At 57.2% G+C, this 16,313-nt stretch carries 13 protein-coding genes; all 13 read left to right on the top strand.

What is annotated here, in order from left to right:
- Window positions 1-33 precede the first annotated feature (33 nt).
- The 13 genes from fghA to LC334_RS12625 all read left to right on the top strand — a co-directional run bounded on the left by fghA (window position 34) and on the right by LC334_RS12625 (window position 15,850).
- Window positions 34-867 carry an S-formylglutathione hydrolase gene (gene fghA, locus LC334_RS12685; RefSeq protein WP_085800971.1) on the top strand — a complete coding sequence of 278 codons (834 nt, stop codon included), beginning with the start codon at window positions 34-36 and terminating at the stop codon, window positions 865-867.
- Between the two features lie 3 nt (window positions 868-870).
- Complete coding sequence (gene sthA, locus LC334_RS12680) at window positions 871-2,307, top strand: Si-specific NAD(P)(+) transhydrogenase (protein ID WP_085800972.1); 1,437 nt, start codon at window positions 871-873, stop codon at window positions 2,305-2,307.
- 421 nt (window positions 2,308-2,728) lie between these two features.
- Window positions 2,729-5,104, top strand: a complete 2,376-nt coding sequence (locus tag LC334_RS12675) for a serine/threonine protein kinase (RefSeq protein ID WP_085800973.1) — start codon at window positions 2,729-2,731, stop codon at window positions 5,102-5,104.
- 157 nt (window positions 5,105-5,261) lie between these two features.
- Entirely contained in the window at window positions 5,262-6,068 is an 807-nt protein-coding gene (locus LC334_RS12670; RefSeq protein ID WP_223412974.1) for an FHA domain-containing protein, read from the top strand.
- A gap of 2 nt (window positions 6,069-6,070) precedes the next feature.
- Window positions 6,071-6,916 carry a PP2C family protein-serine/threonine phosphatase gene (locus LC334_RS12665; RefSeq protein ID WP_085800975.1) on the top strand — a complete coding sequence of 282 codons (846 nt, stop codon included), beginning with the start codon at window positions 6,071-6,073 and terminating at the stop codon, window positions 6,914-6,916.
- A 1-nt stretch (window position 6,917) separates the two neighbouring features.
- Window positions 6,918-7,982 carry a transporter substrate-binding domain-containing protein gene (locus LC334_RS12660; protein WP_085800976.1) on the top strand — a complete coding sequence of 355 codons (1,065 nt, stop codon included), beginning with the start codon at window positions 6,918-6,920 and terminating at the stop codon, window positions 7,980-7,982.
- A gap of 154 nt (window positions 7,983-8,136) precedes the next feature.
- The gene (locus tag LC334_RS12655) at window positions 8,137-9,195 is read left to right on the top strand and encodes a LysM peptidoglycan-binding domain-containing protein (protein ID WP_223412973.1); all 1,059 of its coding nucleotides are present in this window, start codon (window positions 8,137-8,139) and stop codon (window positions 9,193-9,195) included.
- A gap of 119 nt (window positions 9,196-9,314) precedes the next feature.
- Window positions 9,315-9,698, top strand: coding sequence for a hypothetical protein (locus LC334_RS12650; RefSeq protein ID WP_085800978.1), 384 nt, complete (start codon window positions 9,315-9,317; stop codon window positions 9,696-9,698).
- Window positions 9,699-9,740: 42 nt separating this feature from the next.
- On the top strand, window positions 9,741-11,774 hold the full coding sequence (locus LC334_RS12645) for a GTP-binding protein (protein WP_085800979.1): 2,034 nt from the start codon (window positions 9,741-9,743) through the stop codon (window positions 11,772-11,774).
- Window positions 11,774-13,375, top strand: coding sequence for a dynamin family protein (locus LC334_RS12640; protein WP_085800980.1), 1,602 nt, complete (start codon window positions 11,774-11,776; stop codon window positions 13,373-13,375). The genes LC334_RS12645 and LC334_RS12640 overlap by 1 nt, the downstream gene beginning before the upstream one ends.
- A 51-nt stretch (window positions 13,376-13,426) precedes the next feature.
- The gene (locus LC334_RS12635) at window positions 13,427-13,837 is read left to right on the top strand and encodes a hypothetical protein (protein ID WP_223412972.1); all 411 of its coding nucleotides are present in this window, start codon (window positions 13,427-13,429) and stop codon (window positions 13,835-13,837) included.
- The gene (locus LC334_RS12630; RefSeq protein WP_085800982.1) at window positions 13,827-14,615 is read left to right on the top strand and encodes a hypothetical protein; all 789 of its coding nucleotides are present in this window, start codon (window positions 13,827-13,829) and stop codon (window positions 14,613-14,615) included. The genes LC334_RS12635 and LC334_RS12630 overlap by 11 nt, the downstream gene beginning before the upstream one ends.
- Before the next feature lie 2 nt (window positions 14,616-14,617).
- On the top strand, window positions 14,618-15,850 hold the full coding sequence (locus LC334_RS12625) for a dynamin family protein (protein WP_085800983.1): 1,233 nt from the start codon (window positions 14,618-14,620) through the stop codon (window positions 15,848-15,850).
- Window positions 15,851-16,313 lie beyond the last annotated feature (463 nt).

Below are 16,313 nucleotides of genomic sequence, written 5' to 3'. Positions count from 1 at the left end.
CGGTGTTGTAATGGTCAGTTGAGGGAGGAACGCATGGAAACCCAATCGGAAAACGCCTGTTTCGGCGGTGTGCAGGGGGTCTATACCCACAGATCAGATAGCTGCGATTGTGACATGACCTTCGGTCTGTTCCTGCCCGAGGAGGCCAAGGATGGCCCGGTGCCGGTGTTGTGGTACTTGTCGGGCCTGACCTGCACCCATGAAAACGCCATGACCAAGGCGGGCGCGCAGGGTTGGGCGGCGGAACAGGGCATCGCGCTGGTCTTTCCCGATACCTCGCCGCGCGGGGACGATGTGGCCGATGACGACGCCTATGATCTGGGCAAGGGGGCCGGGTTCTATGTCAACGCCACACAAGACCCGTGGACGCCGCATTACCGGATGTGGGATTACCTGGCCGAAGAACTGCCCAGCCTGATCACCGGTAATTTCGCCGTTGATGCCGATCGGCAGGCGATTACGGGGCACTCGATGGGGGGGCATGGTGCGCTGACGCTGGCGATGGGTCTGCCCGGCCGGTTCCGATCCGTATCGGCCTTCGCGCCGATTTCCAACCCGGTGGCCAGCGACTGGGGCCGCAAGCAGCTGACCGCCTATCTGGGCGCCGACGAAAGCGCTTGGGCCGCGCATGATTCCAGCCTGCTGATGCGCGAAAAAGGCTTTGACGGGCCAGTGCTTGTCGATACCGGCACCAGCGATCAGTTCATTGACCTTTTGCGCCCCGAGGCGCTGGCCGAGGCCGCCGCTGCCCGCCGCCAGCAGGCGATGCTGCGCATGCAGCCGGGGTATGATCACAGCTACTTCTTCATCTCGACCTTCATGGAAGACCACGTCGCCTTTCATGCCGAAGCACTTTATGCGGGGTAGTGCATGAGCCATTATGATCTGATTGTTATCGGTTCCGGCCCCTCCGGGCGCTCGGCGGCCATTCAGGCGGGTAAGCTTAAGCGCCGTGTGCTGGTGGTTGACCGCAAGGACCGTCTGGGGGGTGTTTCGGTGCATACCGGCACGATCCCGTCCAAAACCCTGCGCGAAACCGTTTTGAACCTGTCGGGCTGGCGTGAACGCAGCTTTTACGGGCGTGCCTACCGGGTAAAGGATGATATCCACGCCGATGACCTGAAAGCGCGTCTGCACCAGACGCTGGATTACGAGGTCGACGTGCTGGAACATCAGTTCAACCGCAACCATGTCGATACGATGATGGGCATGGCGCGGTTTACCGACCCCAACACGATCGAGGTCGCGACCGAGGCGGGGGATTTCAACATCGTGACTGCCGACCGTTTCCTGATCGCGACAGGCACCAAGACCTATCGGCCTGAAAATGTGCCGTTCAATGGCAGTACGGTCGTGGATAGTGATGAATTTCTCGAACTGGGTCAGATCCCGCGCAGCCTGACCGTGGTGGGCGCGGGGGTGATCGGGGTTGAGTATGCCACGATGTTCTCGGCGCTTGATGTGCGGGTGACACTGATCGAACCGCGCGATAGTTTCCTCGATTTCATCGACCAGCAGACGATCCGCGAATTCACCCACCAGATCCGCGACAACGGCGTTGACCTGCGGCTTGGCTCCGAGATCGAAAAGATCGAGGATGCGGGCGAACATGTCGAAGTGACCATGGCCAACGGGCGCCATGTGCGCAGCGAAATGCTGCTCTTTGCCGCTGGGCGGATGGGGGCGACGACCAGGCTGAACCTTGATGCGGTCGGACTTGAGACTGATCATCGCGGTCGCCTGGCGGTGGATCGCAAGACCTATCAGACCAAGATCCCTCATATCTACGCCACTGGTGACGTTATCGGCCACCCCAGCCTGGCGTCGACGTCGATCCAGCAGGGCCGCGTTGCCGCTTGCCATGCGCTGGAGGTGCCGACACTGGGTGAAAGCCCGTGGTATCCCTACGGTATCTATTCGGTGCCGGAGATCAGCACCTGCGGCATGTCCGAAGAGGAAATGCAGGAACGCGGCATCCCCTATGAAATCGGCGTGGCACGGTTCCGCGAAACCAGCCGGGGCCATATCATGGGGCTTGAGCACGGCATGCTGAAGATGCTTTTCAGCCTGAAAACCCGCCGGGTTCTGGGTGTACAGATCGTGGGTGAAGGGGCGACCGAGCTTATTCACATCGCCCAGGCGGTGCTGAACCTGAAGGGCACGGTGGACTATTTCGTGCAGAATACATTCAATTACCCGACCCTTGCCGAGGCATATAAAATTGCCGGTCTGGATGCGTTCAATCGGATGCCGATCCCGGAAGAGTACAAGGTGACCCGAAGCAAGAAGCCGGCCAAATCCAAGTAAAGGTATTTTGGCTGTGTTCGTGCTTCGAAGGTCTGCGTCGTTTTAGCGCCGCAGACCCGCAGTTCTGCATATTTTCGCCGTAAACTGGTGTCGGTTGAGGCCGAAAGCCCAATATCTCGTATTGCGGTCACTTCTGGTGGTATTCGGTCTTCATCTGGAAACAAACAGTGCAAAAGGCCCGTTATCGAATCTTAACGGGAAACAGCCAGCTTATATCGAAACGGCTAACTATAACCAAAAGTTAAGTCAGTCCATAACCTGAGGGACTGGAGTCAAGTTTGTAACAAATTTGGCCTAAATCTTTCTCTCCCACAGCCGTGTTTGGCCTCACTTTGCGCAAAAAGCCACACGAATTTCGAAGGGACTAAAAACAGAGTGGCCATTTGCAAACCGGCTGTTCGAAATCAGGAGCTGAAGGAAAATGTCAGTCGCCAAGAAAGAACCGGAAGTCGTTGAGGACGATCGTGAATTCACGCCGAATGGAGAAATGTCTGCAGAAGGCCTCGATTCCGAACAGCTTTTGGACGAGCTGCAGCCCGGAACCGTGTTGCTACATGGGCAATATACGATCACGAAATTCCTGAATAATGGCGGCTTCGGCATCACCTATCTGGCCAAGGACAGCCTGGACCGGGACGTGGTGATCAAAGAATGTTTCCCCGGCGCATTTTGCCGTCGGACCAACACCATCGTCAAAGCCAGATCACGTGCGCATCAGGGCGAGCTGAAATCGATCATCCGGTTGTTCGTTCAGGAGGCGCGCAGCCTGTCGAACCTTGAGCATCCGAACATCGTGGGTGTTCACCAGATTTTTGAAGACAATGACACCGCCTATATGGCGATCGACTTCGTGGATGGCAAAGACCTGCTTGAAATCATCGACAGTGATGACAAAAGCCTGTCCCCTGACGAGATTGTCGGCGTTACCCGGAAATTGCTTGAAGCGATCGGATTTGTACATTCGCACGACATTCTGCACCGCGATATCTCGCCCGATAACATCCTTATCGATTCCACCGGCGAACCCATTCTGATCGATTTTGGTGCGGCGCGCGAGCATGCCACAAATACCAACCGGGCGCTTTCGGCGCTGCGTGTGGTGAAAGATGGATATTCCCCGCAGGAGTTCTATATCGCTGGCGGTGAACAGGGCCCGTGGAGCGATCTCTATTCGTTCGCTGCATCGCTCTATCATGCGATCAGTCAGGAAGCGCCGGTCAATGGCCAGCAGCGTCTTGCGGCGCTCGCTGAACAAAAAGAAGACCCTTACAAGAAGCTTGCAGGGCGTTTCCCGGGTTATCCCGCAGGTTTCCTGGAGGCGATCGACAAAGCGATGAACGCGATGCCGGACAAGCGGATGCGTTCTGCCGCTGACTGGCTGGCCTATCTTGACGACGCACAGGCGCAAGGCTCCGATGCCCAATCTGCCACCGAGAACGAGGCAAAATACGACCCGGCGATCGAGGCGAGCATCAAGACGATTATCCAGGCAAGCGTCGATGACCAGGACGACGTTGAAGCAGATAATCTTGAAGAATCCGCTGAAAATGTGGTGGCATCGATCGCGGCCAGACCGGCTGAGGTAGAACCGGCTTCAACCGCGCCGATTGAGCCGGCAGTGGCTGCCGCTATCCAGGATAAGCCCCGGTCGCGTGCGCTGTTGATGGCTGGCGTGTCTCTGGTCGTGCTGGCGTCAGTCGCGGGCTACGTCATGCTGCAATCAGACGGTGCCCAGCCGGTTGCGCAGGAGCTGCAAGCTGAGGTTGCCGCTACCGCCGTCACCGACGATGTGACGGAAGCCACCGACAACGCTATCGACGATGCCACCATCGTGGCGGCACTGACTTCTGAAGATGCTGATGTCGCTGTTGGCGCGGACACGGTCGAGGCCGTTACCGATGTCGCAACAGAGGGTGCGGCGGAGCCGGTCGAGGAGATCGTTGCGGCGGCCGTCGCCGAGGCTGAGACCGACGCGCCGACAGTCGAGACCGCAGGTGCGGCGGAAGAACCAGCCGAGGTAACGGCAATGATCGCGGAGGCGTTACCCGAAGCGGATGAAGTGGCCGCGATCGAAGAGGAAGAAGTTGCCGGGATTGCCACCGAAGTGGAAGCCGAGACTGTTATTGCAGCAGAAGCTGAGGTCGTAACGGCTGCGGTAGTCTTGACAGAAACGCAATTGCCCCAACCCATCGCCCCACAGCAGATCACCTTGTCGGTCTGGGATGTGGTGATGCCTTTTGATGTATCGCTGCAGCGGGTCCGGAGTGCCGAAACGGCGCTGATCACTCAGATTGATCCGGATGCGGACCTTGGCATCGCCGGGGACTGGATAAGAGAAGGTACCGTAATCTATGCGGTGAATGAGGTTCCGCTGGACGGAAAATTCGGTGTTGCGTCGCTTATCCTGAACGGGCTGAACGTTGATCCCGACGGCTATGCGCGCGCGGGTGTACGTTTCAAGGACGCGGGAACGCAGCGCTTTGAACGTGGTCTGCTGACGGTGCAGGTTGTGCGGGATGTCTGGCTTGCCGATGGCACCAACATCCGTTTCTCCCAGGTGGAGGGCAAGTGGGTCGCCGAAGTGCATGCGGTTGGCGCCAATACGTCCGGGTCAATTCAGAAGGGTGATATTCTTCTGATGGAAACCGTCACGGGGACCAAGATCGACACCCCGGAAGACCTTGAAAGCATTTACAGCAAGTTGGTCGAAAACGAGATCGAGGCAGCCCGCTTTGAGGTACGTCGCAACGACACGACATCTGTTGCCGAGCTATTTCTGGCTCGGGGTCAATCATAAGTCGGACACAGAATAAAGTCAGAATATCAAAGGCATAAATGATCCCAGGAAATCGGATCAAGCCGACATAAGAGCAAGGAACAGGATGATGAAGCGACAAAGCCCCTTGGCCAGATTAAAGCGGCGCCACACAAACGATGCACCGGCAAACGGCGGAATGAATGGCGTGGACGCCCTGCTGTTTTCATCGACATCAGAAGAGGACCCGCTTGCAACGATTGGCGGTTTCGATCTGACCCGCGCATCTGGCGATCAGCAGGTCGAGGTGGCACAGCGCACGGCAGCGGCTGATACGCAGTCGATTGAGCCAAGCCCAGCCCCCGCGCCTGAGCCCCCCGTTGCTGCGGCTCCTGAACCTGAGGCTCCGGCACCTGAAACCACCACGCCGGCCGAAGCAGAGGCCAGCGCCCCCGTTGCAGACACTGAAGCACCGGCGGATGCCAGCGCTGCGGCGCCGGAAGAAGCATCACCAAGCGCGCCCGAACCGGCCTCGGCACCAACACGCCGCAAGAGCCGGGTCAAGACGACATTGCTGGGCTTCGACCGGTCTGATGGCCGGACCGAAGAACTGTTCAAATCAGCGCCTCAGGAAAAGGCGCGGGCGACCACCGATTTTCCAACCGGCTGGCTTGTCATTACCAGCGGCCCCGGGCGTGGCACTGCGATGGCGCTGCAAAGCGGCGTATCGCTGATTGGTCGAGATGACGACCAGACCATCCAGCTGGATTTTGGCGACAACAGCATCTCAAGATCGAACCATGCGGCGGTAGCTTACGATGCGGAAACCCGCAGCTTCTATCTGGGTCATGGCGGTAAGACGAATATCGTGCGTCTGAACGGCGCGCCGGTACTGAGCACCGAAACCCTGCAAAACGGGGATCAGATCCGGGTTGGCGAAACCACCCTGAGTTTCGTTGGCTTCTGCAACGAAAACTTCTGCTGGTCTGAAGACGAGGCGCACTGAAGATGATCTATGATGTCGCAGCTGCGCTGGATCAGGGACAGCGGGATTACCAGGAAGACGCGGTTGCCTTTGGCGTGATCGACGACGATTCAGGATTTGTGGTTCTTGCCGATGGCATGGGCGGTCACGAGGCCGGAGATATTGCTAGCAGGATCGTTGTCACAAAACTGGTCGATGTTCTGCAAGAGCGCCTTGAAGAAGGTGTGATTGAAGATAGCGCCATACCTGAGTTTCTTAAAGAGGCCACGCTTGAAGCGAATGCGTCGATTGCCGCCTATGTCGCCAATAATCGCGATGTTGCCGGAATGGGCACGACGCTTGTGGTTCCCGTGTTGAGCGGTCGCCGCCTGCATTGGATTTCTGTGGGTGACTCACCGCTTTATGTGTTCAACAACGGCCAGATCAGGCAGGTCAACGAAGACCATTCGATGGCGCCTCAGATCGACCTGATGTTCCGCTGCGGGATGTTGAACGAAGAAGCCGCAAAAAATCACCCGGACCGGAATTGCCTGACATCTGTGCTGATGGGCGAGACCATTCCGCGGATCGATTACGGCCAGGCGCCGGTGGACCTTGAGGCGGGCGATATCGTCATCGCCTCGAGCGACGGGCTGCAATTTCTGGAAGATGACCAAATCTGCGAAATCGTCAAAGCCAACCGGGACAGCAGCAGCGAAGAGATCGCGCAAGCGCTGATGGCCGCCGTTGCCGAGTTGAATGACCCGGACCAGGACAATGTGTCGGTCGCGGTGATCAAGGTATCGGCCCAGAACGATGAGTTAGAAACAATAATGGGCGGTGACTGGCAGTTCAGCCACCACCCCACTGAGAGTTCGAAAGGACCATAAGATGAAGAAGATGACCGCCTTCGCACTGCTCACTGTAGCTGCCTCTGCCCTTTTGCCAGAAACCAGCTATGCCCAGAGCGCCTGCGAGATCTATCGAGTTAAAAAAGGCGACAGCCTGCGTGGAATCACCAAGAAAGCCTACGGAAATAATGACTTCCGGGTGATCTATGATGCCAACAGGGATGAGGTTGGGCGCAATCCCAACATCATCGAAGTGGGCATTGTCTTGCGGTTGCCCTGCGCCGATGGATCGCTTCCGGGCGAGCAGCAAAAAGCGCCGACGCTGGCTGAAATGGCACCTGATGCGATCAGTTTCGTCACGGCCAATGGCTATCTGCCCTATACCGACGAAAGCCTGCCCCGGCAGGGGATTTTCACAACGCTTGTCGAGCGCGCGATGTTGCGGGCCGATCCCGAACAGGAATACACCGTCACGTTTGTAAATGACTGGGCAGCGCATCTTGAGGCGTTGCTGCCGTCAATGGCCTTTGACGCCAGCTTCCCCTGGACTCAGCCTGCCTGCGAGAACTCGGTAAAGCTGACACAATACGAGGCGAAAGGGTGCGAGACCTATATCTATTCGGCGCCATTCTACGAGATTGTCGAAGTGTTCTTCGCCCAGAATGGCAGTGGCTATGACAGCACTGTGGATTTCGTCGACCTTGAAGGTGCCAACATTTGCCGGCCCGAAGGCTACCCGACAACGCATCTGGCCGAGCTGTATCTATTGCCCCCGGTTACCAAACTGACCCAGCCTGAACGGATTAGCGACTGTTTCGACATGCTGATGGCGGGCGAGGTTGATGTTGTCGCGCTGGACTCTCGCGCCGGCAGCCATGCTGCCGAGGCGATGGGTATCTCGGAAGTGGTTTCGGAGAACCCGAACCTGAACAATATCGTGTCGCTTCAGATTGCGGTGCATCGCGAGAATCCGAACGCTGAGAAATTGATCGAAATGCTAAATCGCGGCCTGCTCAACATGCATCAGTCAGGCGAGTGGCGAGACCTCATAGCTGAAGGGTTACAGAGTGAAATCCAGGTACAGGCGGGCAGTGTCATGAACTGATCTCTGCCCAAACCGGCGGCCCATGAGCTTTCGCGGTGAGCGGGCGGCCAATCTCAACCGCACAACAAGAGTGGCGCGTCGCGCCGACCGAATAAACCAAATTGAGAAGGAGCAAGAAATGCTTTGTAATGTAAAGAATATGGCACGCGGCTCAATGGCCGTCATCGCCATGGCAACACTGTCGACAACGGCCGCAGCGCAGGAAGCGTGCTCGGATTACACGGTCAAGGACGGAGATTCTCTGGGCAGCATTGCACAGACCGCCTTTGGTACATTTGACTACCAGATGATCTTTAACGCCAACCGGAACAAGATTTCGGATCCGAACAGGCTGGAAGAAGGCACGCTGTTGGAGATCCCCTGTGCGGACGGCAATCTTGCCTCGGGTAAATCCCACCAGGATGTCATTGAAGAGCAGGAAGCCATCCAGGCAGCCCGCGCCAAGAAATCGAACATCTACGAACCGCCGATCAAAATTGTCAGCGGTAATGGCTGGGCGCCGTTCACTGGCGAGGACCTGAAGGGTGGCGGTATGTTGGTACGTGTTGCGTCGACTGCCATGCAACGTGGCGGCAACGACCGCGAATTCACCGTCAGCTTCGTCGATGACTGGGGCTCGCATATGGAGACACTCCTGCCGCTTGGCGCCTTCGATGTCTCGGTGGCCTGGATCAAGCCCGATTGCAGCAAATACGACCTTCTGAATGACGAGTCGCGCAAGCGCTGCGACGAATACGATTTCTCGCAGCCGATCTATGAAACGGTTGCAGCGTATTGGTCGATGCCGGGTAATGACTACGCGAACGTAACATCCTTTGCGGATTACGCCGGTGCGCGTATCTGCCGGGTCGACGGATGGTCGACAGCCGACCTGAACACTGAAGGTCTCAATGATCCGGTCGTGACCTTTGTGCGTCCCAACTCGGCCAAGGAGTGCATGGAACTGCTGGCGAAGGGTGACGTTGATATGGTGTCGCTGGACCTTGAAAACGGTGCCGCTGCTGCGTCGGAAGTGCCCGAAGCAGCGGAAGCCCTTCCCAACCCCAACCTGTCCAAACTGGAGACGCTGCACCTGATCACGCACAAGACCAATCCTCGTGGTCGGGTCTATCAGGCGCTCATCAACCGCGGGCTGACCGAAATGCGCCAGTCGGGTGAGTGGTATGCGCTTATCTCGGATTCATTGGTAGATGTGAACAACCTCTCCAACTGAGGTCTCTGACATGAATTGATCACGGCCGCGATGTGGCCGTGATCGCCCCTTGGTTCGTATGATTACCCTTCAGATCTTTGCCTACCGAATTTTTGTCGCAAGAGAGTCGAGACAAAATCATGACAAACAGCACCAATTACCCTGTCGCCTGCAACCCGGACCTGATGAAAGCACTTCAGAGCCGGGAACTGGAATCGGAACTTGCAACGCTGCGGCGCATCGCTCCTGACATCGGCCTTGCGATCCAGATGATCGATTATAACGGTGACAACTACATGCTGAAAAACCGGCGTATGACGCTGTGGGCATCGGGTAATGACGGCCATGATAAAGCCGAGGTTCTGTTGTCGATGACACAAGGCGATTGCTTTGAAACCATTCGCATTCTGGCGCTGGGCCTGATGGCCGAGGGTCTGAGCCCCGTCCGAACCGAACTCGTCTGCGCTGCCTTGGATGTCACAAGCGCGCTGAACCGAAGCTACCAACCCTCAATGGCAGCATGATCTGTTTTGAGCAGCTGGGATAAATTGGTCTGAGAAACTGTTATGGTCCAGAATTTACATCTTCTGTCTAGCGGCAATGAAGCGTTTGCCGAGCGGCGCAATGATTTTTCGGCCCTTGTCGAGAAACTGGAGCGCCTGGCATCCTTGCCGGACGCCCGGGTGTCAGCGCGGGCCAAATCGCTGCTGTTTCGTCTCAGGCAGTTTTCGGCGAAGGTCATTCTGGTCGGGCAGGTTAAGGCAGGTAAATCGTCTCTGACAAATGTGCTGGCTGGATCACCGGGCCTTTTGCCTGCGGATGTGAACCCGTGGACGTCAGTCGTGACCTCGATCAACATCCGCAATGAAGTGCCTCAGAACCCGCCCGAAGATGAGATCAAGGCACGTTTCACATTTCTCGATAAAGGTGACTGGGATACGCTGACCAGGAATGGCGGCCGTCTGGGAGAGCTGGCCAACCGCGCGGGCGCACCTGATGAAATGGCGGATATCGAACGCCAAATTCAGGAGATGCGTGCCAAGACCGAGCGTCGGTTGGGCAAGCATTTTGAGATGCTTCTGGGGCAGACACACGACTATGGCTATGTCGATACCGAGCTGATGGAGCGGTATGTCAGCCTTGGTGACGACTACGACATCGACGGCATTAATGCCAAGACCGGTTGCTTTGCCGACATAACCAAATCAGCCGAGTTGTTTCTGGATGTGCCGCATTACGCGATGCCGATGCAGGTCTGTGACACGCCGGGCGTGAACGACACATTCATGATGCGTGAGCAGATCACAATTCGCAGCCTGCGTGGCGCGGAACTCTGCGTTGTGGTTTTGGCGGCGCATCAGGCGTTGACCACGGTTGATATCGCGCTGATGCGGATCATTTCCACGCTTGAGAAGCGCCAGATCGTGCTTTTCGTGAACCGTGTGGACGAATTGGAAAACCCCGCCGAGCAGATCCCGGAAATCCGCGACAGCATCCGCGATACATTGCGCTCACATCAAATCGAAACAGAGGTTCCGATCATTTTCGGAAGTGCGATGTGGGCCGAAGCAGCGCTGACCGGTGACATGGGCGCGATGCCCGATACGTCCCTTAACGTGTTGGAGACTTTTCTGAATGAAGAGCCTGACATGAAAGACCAGACGCTTGAAGAAACCGTCTGGCATTTTTCCGGCCTGCCGTCACTATTGACTACGTTGGCCGAGCGCATTTCGCAGGGCAGCGCACTGCATGCCTATGAACGGATACGGCGCCGCACCCATAACCTGGCGAGTGAGACCAAGGTGATGGCCACCGCGCAGAAATCCAGCGCTGACGGGCAACCGCTGATGGCGCTGAACGGGGAGGTTCCGGCGTCGATGATCAAGGATATCGCCGTCAATCGTGGACAGGAACTGGGGTCGCTCTGCGAGCAGTTGCACGGTGATCTTCTGGCACGGATGGAGCGGGCGCAGGAGGATTTCGTTCACCGCGCGACGACGTCGCTGGTCAATCACTTCGAGATGTACGGGGAGCAGGGCACCTGGACATATGAACCGGCGGGGCTTCGTATGCTGCACCGTTCGGCCTACGCCAGTTTCGCCCGCCAGTTCAAATCCCGCGTCGGGCAGTTACTTGGCACAACCGCTCAGGAAGTGGAAACACTCTACCGCGAGTCGATGGCGGGGCATCTTGATGACCTGAGGATCGAACCGCCGGTCCTTCCGCGCGTACCGCCGCCGGTCAGCCTGGGAAAAACCATCGCACTTGACCTTCAGGGTAACTGGTGGCGCAGGTGGTGGCAGCAGCGCCGCGGCTACGAGACCTCTGCCAGTCAATACGCAGAGCTGATCCGGGCGGAAATTCAGACCGTCATTTCCGAGGTCATCCAGTCTCAGGTGCCGGAGCTGCTTGAAGAATGCCGGTCGGCCTATAACGAATTCATGCACGAGCATCTAGAGATGGTCGAGACCCTTGCGAATGGCGACAAGCAACAACCGGCGAAATCTGCCGATGCTCAGCGCCAGTCCGATCATGACGCAGCTATGTGCTCGGAAATGGTTCGCGATCTAGACAAAATGTCAGCAGTAGGAGAGTTCTGATGACCTTAGCCAATTTCACGGGCACGCCCGACGCCACCGGGCAAGCCACGGATGAGGGGGCGGTCAAGGGGGCTAAACCATGTATCGCGCTGTTGGGAGAGTTCAGCGCGGGTAAGACCACGCTGATCAACTTTCTGGTGGGCAGGGATATTTTGCCGACCAAGGTGACGGCGACACAGGTACCTCCGGTCTGGTTGAGCCATGGGGACGCGTCACCCTACTATGTTGACAGCGACAATAACGAGCACACGGTTGATCTTGCAGATATCCAGTCGCTGGATGTCAGCACCGTGCGTTACATAAAGATTTACGCGCAAAGCGAATTCCTGGAGAGTTTCGATCTGATCGACACGCCGGGCATCTCGGACCCTAATATTCCCGAGTTCCATCGCGACACAGCGCTTGAAAACGCCGATATCATTATTTGGTGCACCCACGCGACGCAGGCCTGGCGGGCAAGCGAAAACAGCGCCTGGGGTCAGGTGCCGCAGGCTCTTCAGGAACGTTCAATTCTGTTGGCAACGCGGTCAGACAAGCTGGATGCAAGGAACCGTGAGCGCGTGAAGCGACGCCTGACGCATGAAGCGGGTAGCCTGTTCGGCGACATTATCATGTTTTCGGCAGTCGATGCGCTGGCGGGAAAGGAGAACCCTGATGCGTCCGACCTGTTGGAGCAGAGCGGCGGCACGGCGCTGCTGGCCACGCTGACCCGTCTTGCTGAACAGGAAAGCAGCATCTCGACCCCGTTGGCGGAAGCCGCCGATACGGCTGTTGCTGAAGAGCCGGTTATGCCTCGGGTGCGCCCGATGCGGGTGACGCGCAAATCCGGGTCGGGTCGTGAGCGCATCAGCGCCGAAAAGGCGGAAGACGTGCGCAGTCGCGTGCTGAGTGTTTCTGAATCAGGCGAGATGGCTGAGCTATTGGAGAAAGCCAAAGCCGCTGAAAATGCGAACTACTCGCCTGAGGGCGAGGAACAGGTTAGCGACGAGCCGCAGATTGAGAGTGAACCGCAGGCTGAGTGTGACCTTCGGATTGAAAGCAAACCGCTGTTCGCGGACGAAGAACAGGTTGAGGAAGAGCCGCAGCTTCGCGAAAGCCCCGTCCTGGTTGCCGACGAAGCCAGCGACCCGGAGGCGGATGACATGTCCGAGCACGCGATGACGCCTGCTGCGATGGACGCTATGGACCCGGACAACGACCTGAGCACCGAGATCAGCCCCGACCTGAGTGTAGAGGAAGGCCCTGATCACGGTGGTGAGGATATCGCTCCTGATCCGGAAAATAACATGGAGTCGGCCTTGTCCAACCTGCAGAGCCTCTTCCACGATGATGACGACAATGGCGAAGGAGAGGAAGCCGACAAGGTCTTGACGGCAGATCCCGAGCTGGTCGAAACGGGAGTTAGTGCTAAGGCAGGTGCAGCCTCCGCGATATGGAGCCAGATCGTTGCCGAATTCGAGATCGAAAGCATTCCGGATGTTCTGGGCGCCGTCGGTCAGCTGATCGAACGGATGGAGCAGGAAGGTTTGTGTTTCGCTGAGGAATGCGGAGCCGGAAAATCAGACCTGCACGCGGGAGGGTCTCGACTGACGTGTAGTTGAAACTGATGGGCGTGACGCGGCATGCTGCGTTGCCAACAGCCTGCACAATTGATGGGGAATTCAGGTTTGTCGCTTAACGAAGTACTGCAGGAAAGTTTGCAATCCGTGCCAGCGTGTCAAAGCGCCTGTTATGTCGATATGTCGGCAGGGCTCGTACTGGGCACCGCCAGCGAGGTGCGGCGCCCTCAGGAATTCTACGACAGGTTGGCGGATCATGCCGCGCGCCTGTGCATGAAAGACCGGTTCACAATCATTTCGACAGGCGCATCGATGACGCCGTTTTTTCTGTTCGAGCCGTCGCGGGTTGGCGTGTATTTGCGGAACTGTGCGGAGGTCGAGCATGCGCTTTGTTTTGACTGCACCTCGGTCGACGATCTGGAGCTGACGGTCGACCGGGTCAGGAAAACCGGCCATCGCATCAATGATATCTTTGGCCTGGAGGAGGGTGCCGATGCCGGTTGATCCGACTGCCATTGCGATCCTGTCTCGGCTGGATGAGAGAATGGCCTCTTTAAGCGGTGGCCAACAGCAGATTGATGCGGCGTCGCCTGAAGAAAAGCTGCGGGTGATCCTGAATGAGACGTCGGATACCATTCTGCCGCGGGTGCTGAGTTTCGCAGTTGGCAATAATGTCGTCCGGCTGCTGGTGGCGAATGCCCGCATCCTCAAGGCCGATACTGAAGATGAGCCCTTGGTCTGGGTCAAAAAACCGGACGATGTGGCCCAATCTCTCAAGCACCTTACTGCGGCGGACGGCGCGATCAGCATCACACCGGAGAGTCTGACGGAGGATATCGTGTCCGATGGCGCGGGCGTGCCGGGCCGTGATGTGTTGAACTATTGCCAGGAAAGCGGCTGGTTTGAAGAAAAAAAACCCGTTCAGGAAGTACCCGCCGATCAGACCTTTGAGGACGTGCTTTTCAATCTGTCGGATGCCACGGCAACGCTGACCGCAGATGGTGTCTTGGAAAACATATCCGGTCAGGATGACCTGTTGCCGCCGCCAGAGCTTTTGCAGGAATTGCAGCGCGAGTTTGATGAGGTGCGTACGGCAGATGAGGCCTGGCTCATTCTGCCGGTTTTCGGTCAGCACGGCCATGCCACCGGCATGTACCTTTGTGAGGGAAAAACCCTTGTACACGTGACCGCGTCGGAGGACATGTCTGATGTCGCAGCCGCTTGGGCCGCGCATCTGCAACAGAACAGCGTGTCGGGTGCCCCCGATCGCGGGGATCACTGAGCATGAGCATGCATGATGATATCACCGGTGCTGACGAAAGACGCCAGCTTGAGCACCTCATTACCTGGCTTGAAAACGCTGGTGAAGCGCAGAGTGATGACGCACGCCGCGACTTGGAGATGGCGCGACAGCTTTTGGATCAGGTCGGCCAGCCGGTCCGGATCGCGGTGGCCGGCAAACAGGGCGCAGGCAAGTCCAGCATCGTCAATCTTCTGTCCGGAGCGGATATCCTGCCGGTCGGGCAGGATCATGTTGACCTGCCGCCCGTCGTACTCAAATACGCGGCGGTCGAGCGTACCGTTGCCGGTTGGTGGGATCGCGCTGATGTGCCGTTTGATGGCATTGATCTGACGCGGGCGATGGCGGAAAAACCAGACATCATCACGCTTGAGATCGACTGCGATGCGCTGCGGGATATCTGGCTTGTCGATATCCCGGCGCTGGATGACAAAAAAGCCGGGCGTGCGGCGCTGTTCGCGCTGGCGACCTTGGCGGATATGATGATCTGGTGCAGTGATGTGACGCTGGAGGGGAATGCCGAGTTCTCTGACTACTGGCGGAAAATTCCACCGACTTTGTGCAAGAACGCGGTGGTGTCGCTGACCCATGTGGATCGGATGGATGGCACACTTATGCCCGATATCGTCAGCAAACTGCAGTCAGGACCCGCGAAACGTGCCGAGGCGATCCTTCCGATCGCGACGTTGACAGCGCGTGCCGCGCTGGATGCGGAAGACGATCGCCTTTGGGAAGAAAGCGGTGCAGGTGCTTTGGTGACATCCGTGCTTGATACCGCTGAACGTATTCAATCCGCCCGCTCGGACAAGGTTCGTCGTCTTATCGCTGCGCATGGTCTGGCACCCGTCCCGACAGACAAGGTTGTTGCGGAGCCGCTCATCGCCCAGCCGGATGAAACGCCGGGTGATCCCGGTTTGCCAGACACGCTTCGGGCGCGCTGGGCTTCCGGCATTCGATCAATCCTCGCCAGGGTCGAAAGTGGCGAGATCGATAGTGATGCCATGTTTGTCGATGAAATGCGGTCGCAAGTGAGCGCGTTTCTGGAGGTCTTGACCTCGTCGGACAACAACGCACAGGATCTGACAGGGCTTATTGTCGAGTTCGAACGAGCAGAAAATCTTCTTGTATTGTTTCAATATGAGGAGCTCGGCCAAATCGCGTTGGACACGGCGCGTATTGTCCAAAACTTGTCGGATACCGTCACATCCTGGGCTTGAGCTGATGTCATAGATGTTGTGACTACGGGGATTGCGCCTTGGTTGTCGCGACATCGAGTTAAGTGAAATCGAACTTGATGCCGAAAACATCTGAACGCATGATCTATTCTTATGGCCTGAAAGAACTTCAGGCTATGCGTGTGTGCATGGTGAATTTTTAAATTGACAAGCGGCCAGAATGTTCAATTCTGAGCACACTTCGTTGACGGAGATGACCACGGAGATGACCACGGAGATGGAGCAGTAAGATGGTATGTTACCCCGCTTTCTCCAAGTTTGACCTGTTCCGGATCTTGCGGCGCGTACGATCCAAGCGGCGCGTTGAAAGATGATCGACCAAGGCATCGGGTAAGCTTGTTGCAATAGCCCATTAGTGATCTGCGAAGGCAACGAACGTTATGCCGAGCACAAGTACCTAACCAAGACGTAAACGCATGAAGAAACGCAACTTTGTAACAGGTTT

It is taken from the genome of Roseovarius aestuarii (assembly GCF_019966515.1).
GTDB lineage: Bacteria > Pseudomonadota > Alphaproteobacteria > Rhodobacterales > Rhodobacteraceae > Roseovarius > Roseovarius aestuarii.
The sequence above is the reverse complement of the archived record's forward strand: the minus strand, read 5'-3'. Positions and strand labels throughout refer to the sequence as shown.

Coding starts and splice junctions, on each gene's coding strand:
- sthA (WP_085800972.1), top strand. CDS start 871: ATGAGCCATTATGATCTGATTGTTATCGGTTCCGGCCCCTCCGGGCGC.
- LC334_RS12645 (WP_085800979.1), top strand. CDS start 9,741: ATGGTCCAGAATTTACATCTTCTGTCTAGCGGCAATGAAGCGTTTGCC.
- LC334_RS12640 (WP_085800980.1), top strand. CDS start 11,774: ATGACCTTAGCCAATTTCACGGGCACGCCCGACGCCACCGGGCAAGCC.
- LC334_RS12630 (WP_085800982.1), top strand. CDS start 13,827: ATGCCGGTTGATCCGACTGCCATTGCGATCCTGTCTCGGCTGGATGAG.
- LC334_RS12660 (WP_085800976.1), top strand. CDS start 6,918: ATGAAGAAGATGACCGCCTTCGCACTGCTCACTGTAGCTGCCTCTGCC.
- LC334_RS12650 (WP_085800978.1), top strand. CDS start 9,315: ATGACAAACAGCACCAATTACCCTGTCGCCTGCAACCCGGACCTGATG.
- LC334_RS12655 (WP_223412973.1), top strand. CDS start 8,137: ATGGCCGTCATCGCCATGGCAACACTGTCGACAACGGCCGCAGCGCAG.
- LC334_RS12675 (WP_085800973.1), top strand. CDS start 2,729: ATGTCAGTCGCCAAGAAAGAACCGGAAGTCGTTGAGGACGATCGTGAA.
- LC334_RS12665 (WP_085800975.1), top strand. CDS start 6,071: ATGATCTATGATGTCGCAGCTGCGCTGGATCAGGGACAGCGGGATTAC.
- LC334_RS12635 (WP_223412972.1), top strand. CDS start 13,427: ATGGGGAATTCAGGTTTGTCGCTTAACGAAGTACTGCAGGAAAGTTTG.
- LC334_RS12670 (WP_223412974.1), top strand. CDS start 5,262: ATGAATGGCGTGGACGCCCTGCTGTTTTCATCGACATCAGAAGAGGAC.
- LC334_RS12625 (WP_085800983.1), top strand. CDS start 14,618: ATGAGCATGCATGATGATATCACCGGTGCTGACGAAAGACGCCAGCTT.
- fghA (WP_085800971.1), top strand. CDS start 34: ATGGAAACCCAATCGGAAAACGCCTGTTTCGGCGGTGTGCAGGGGGTC.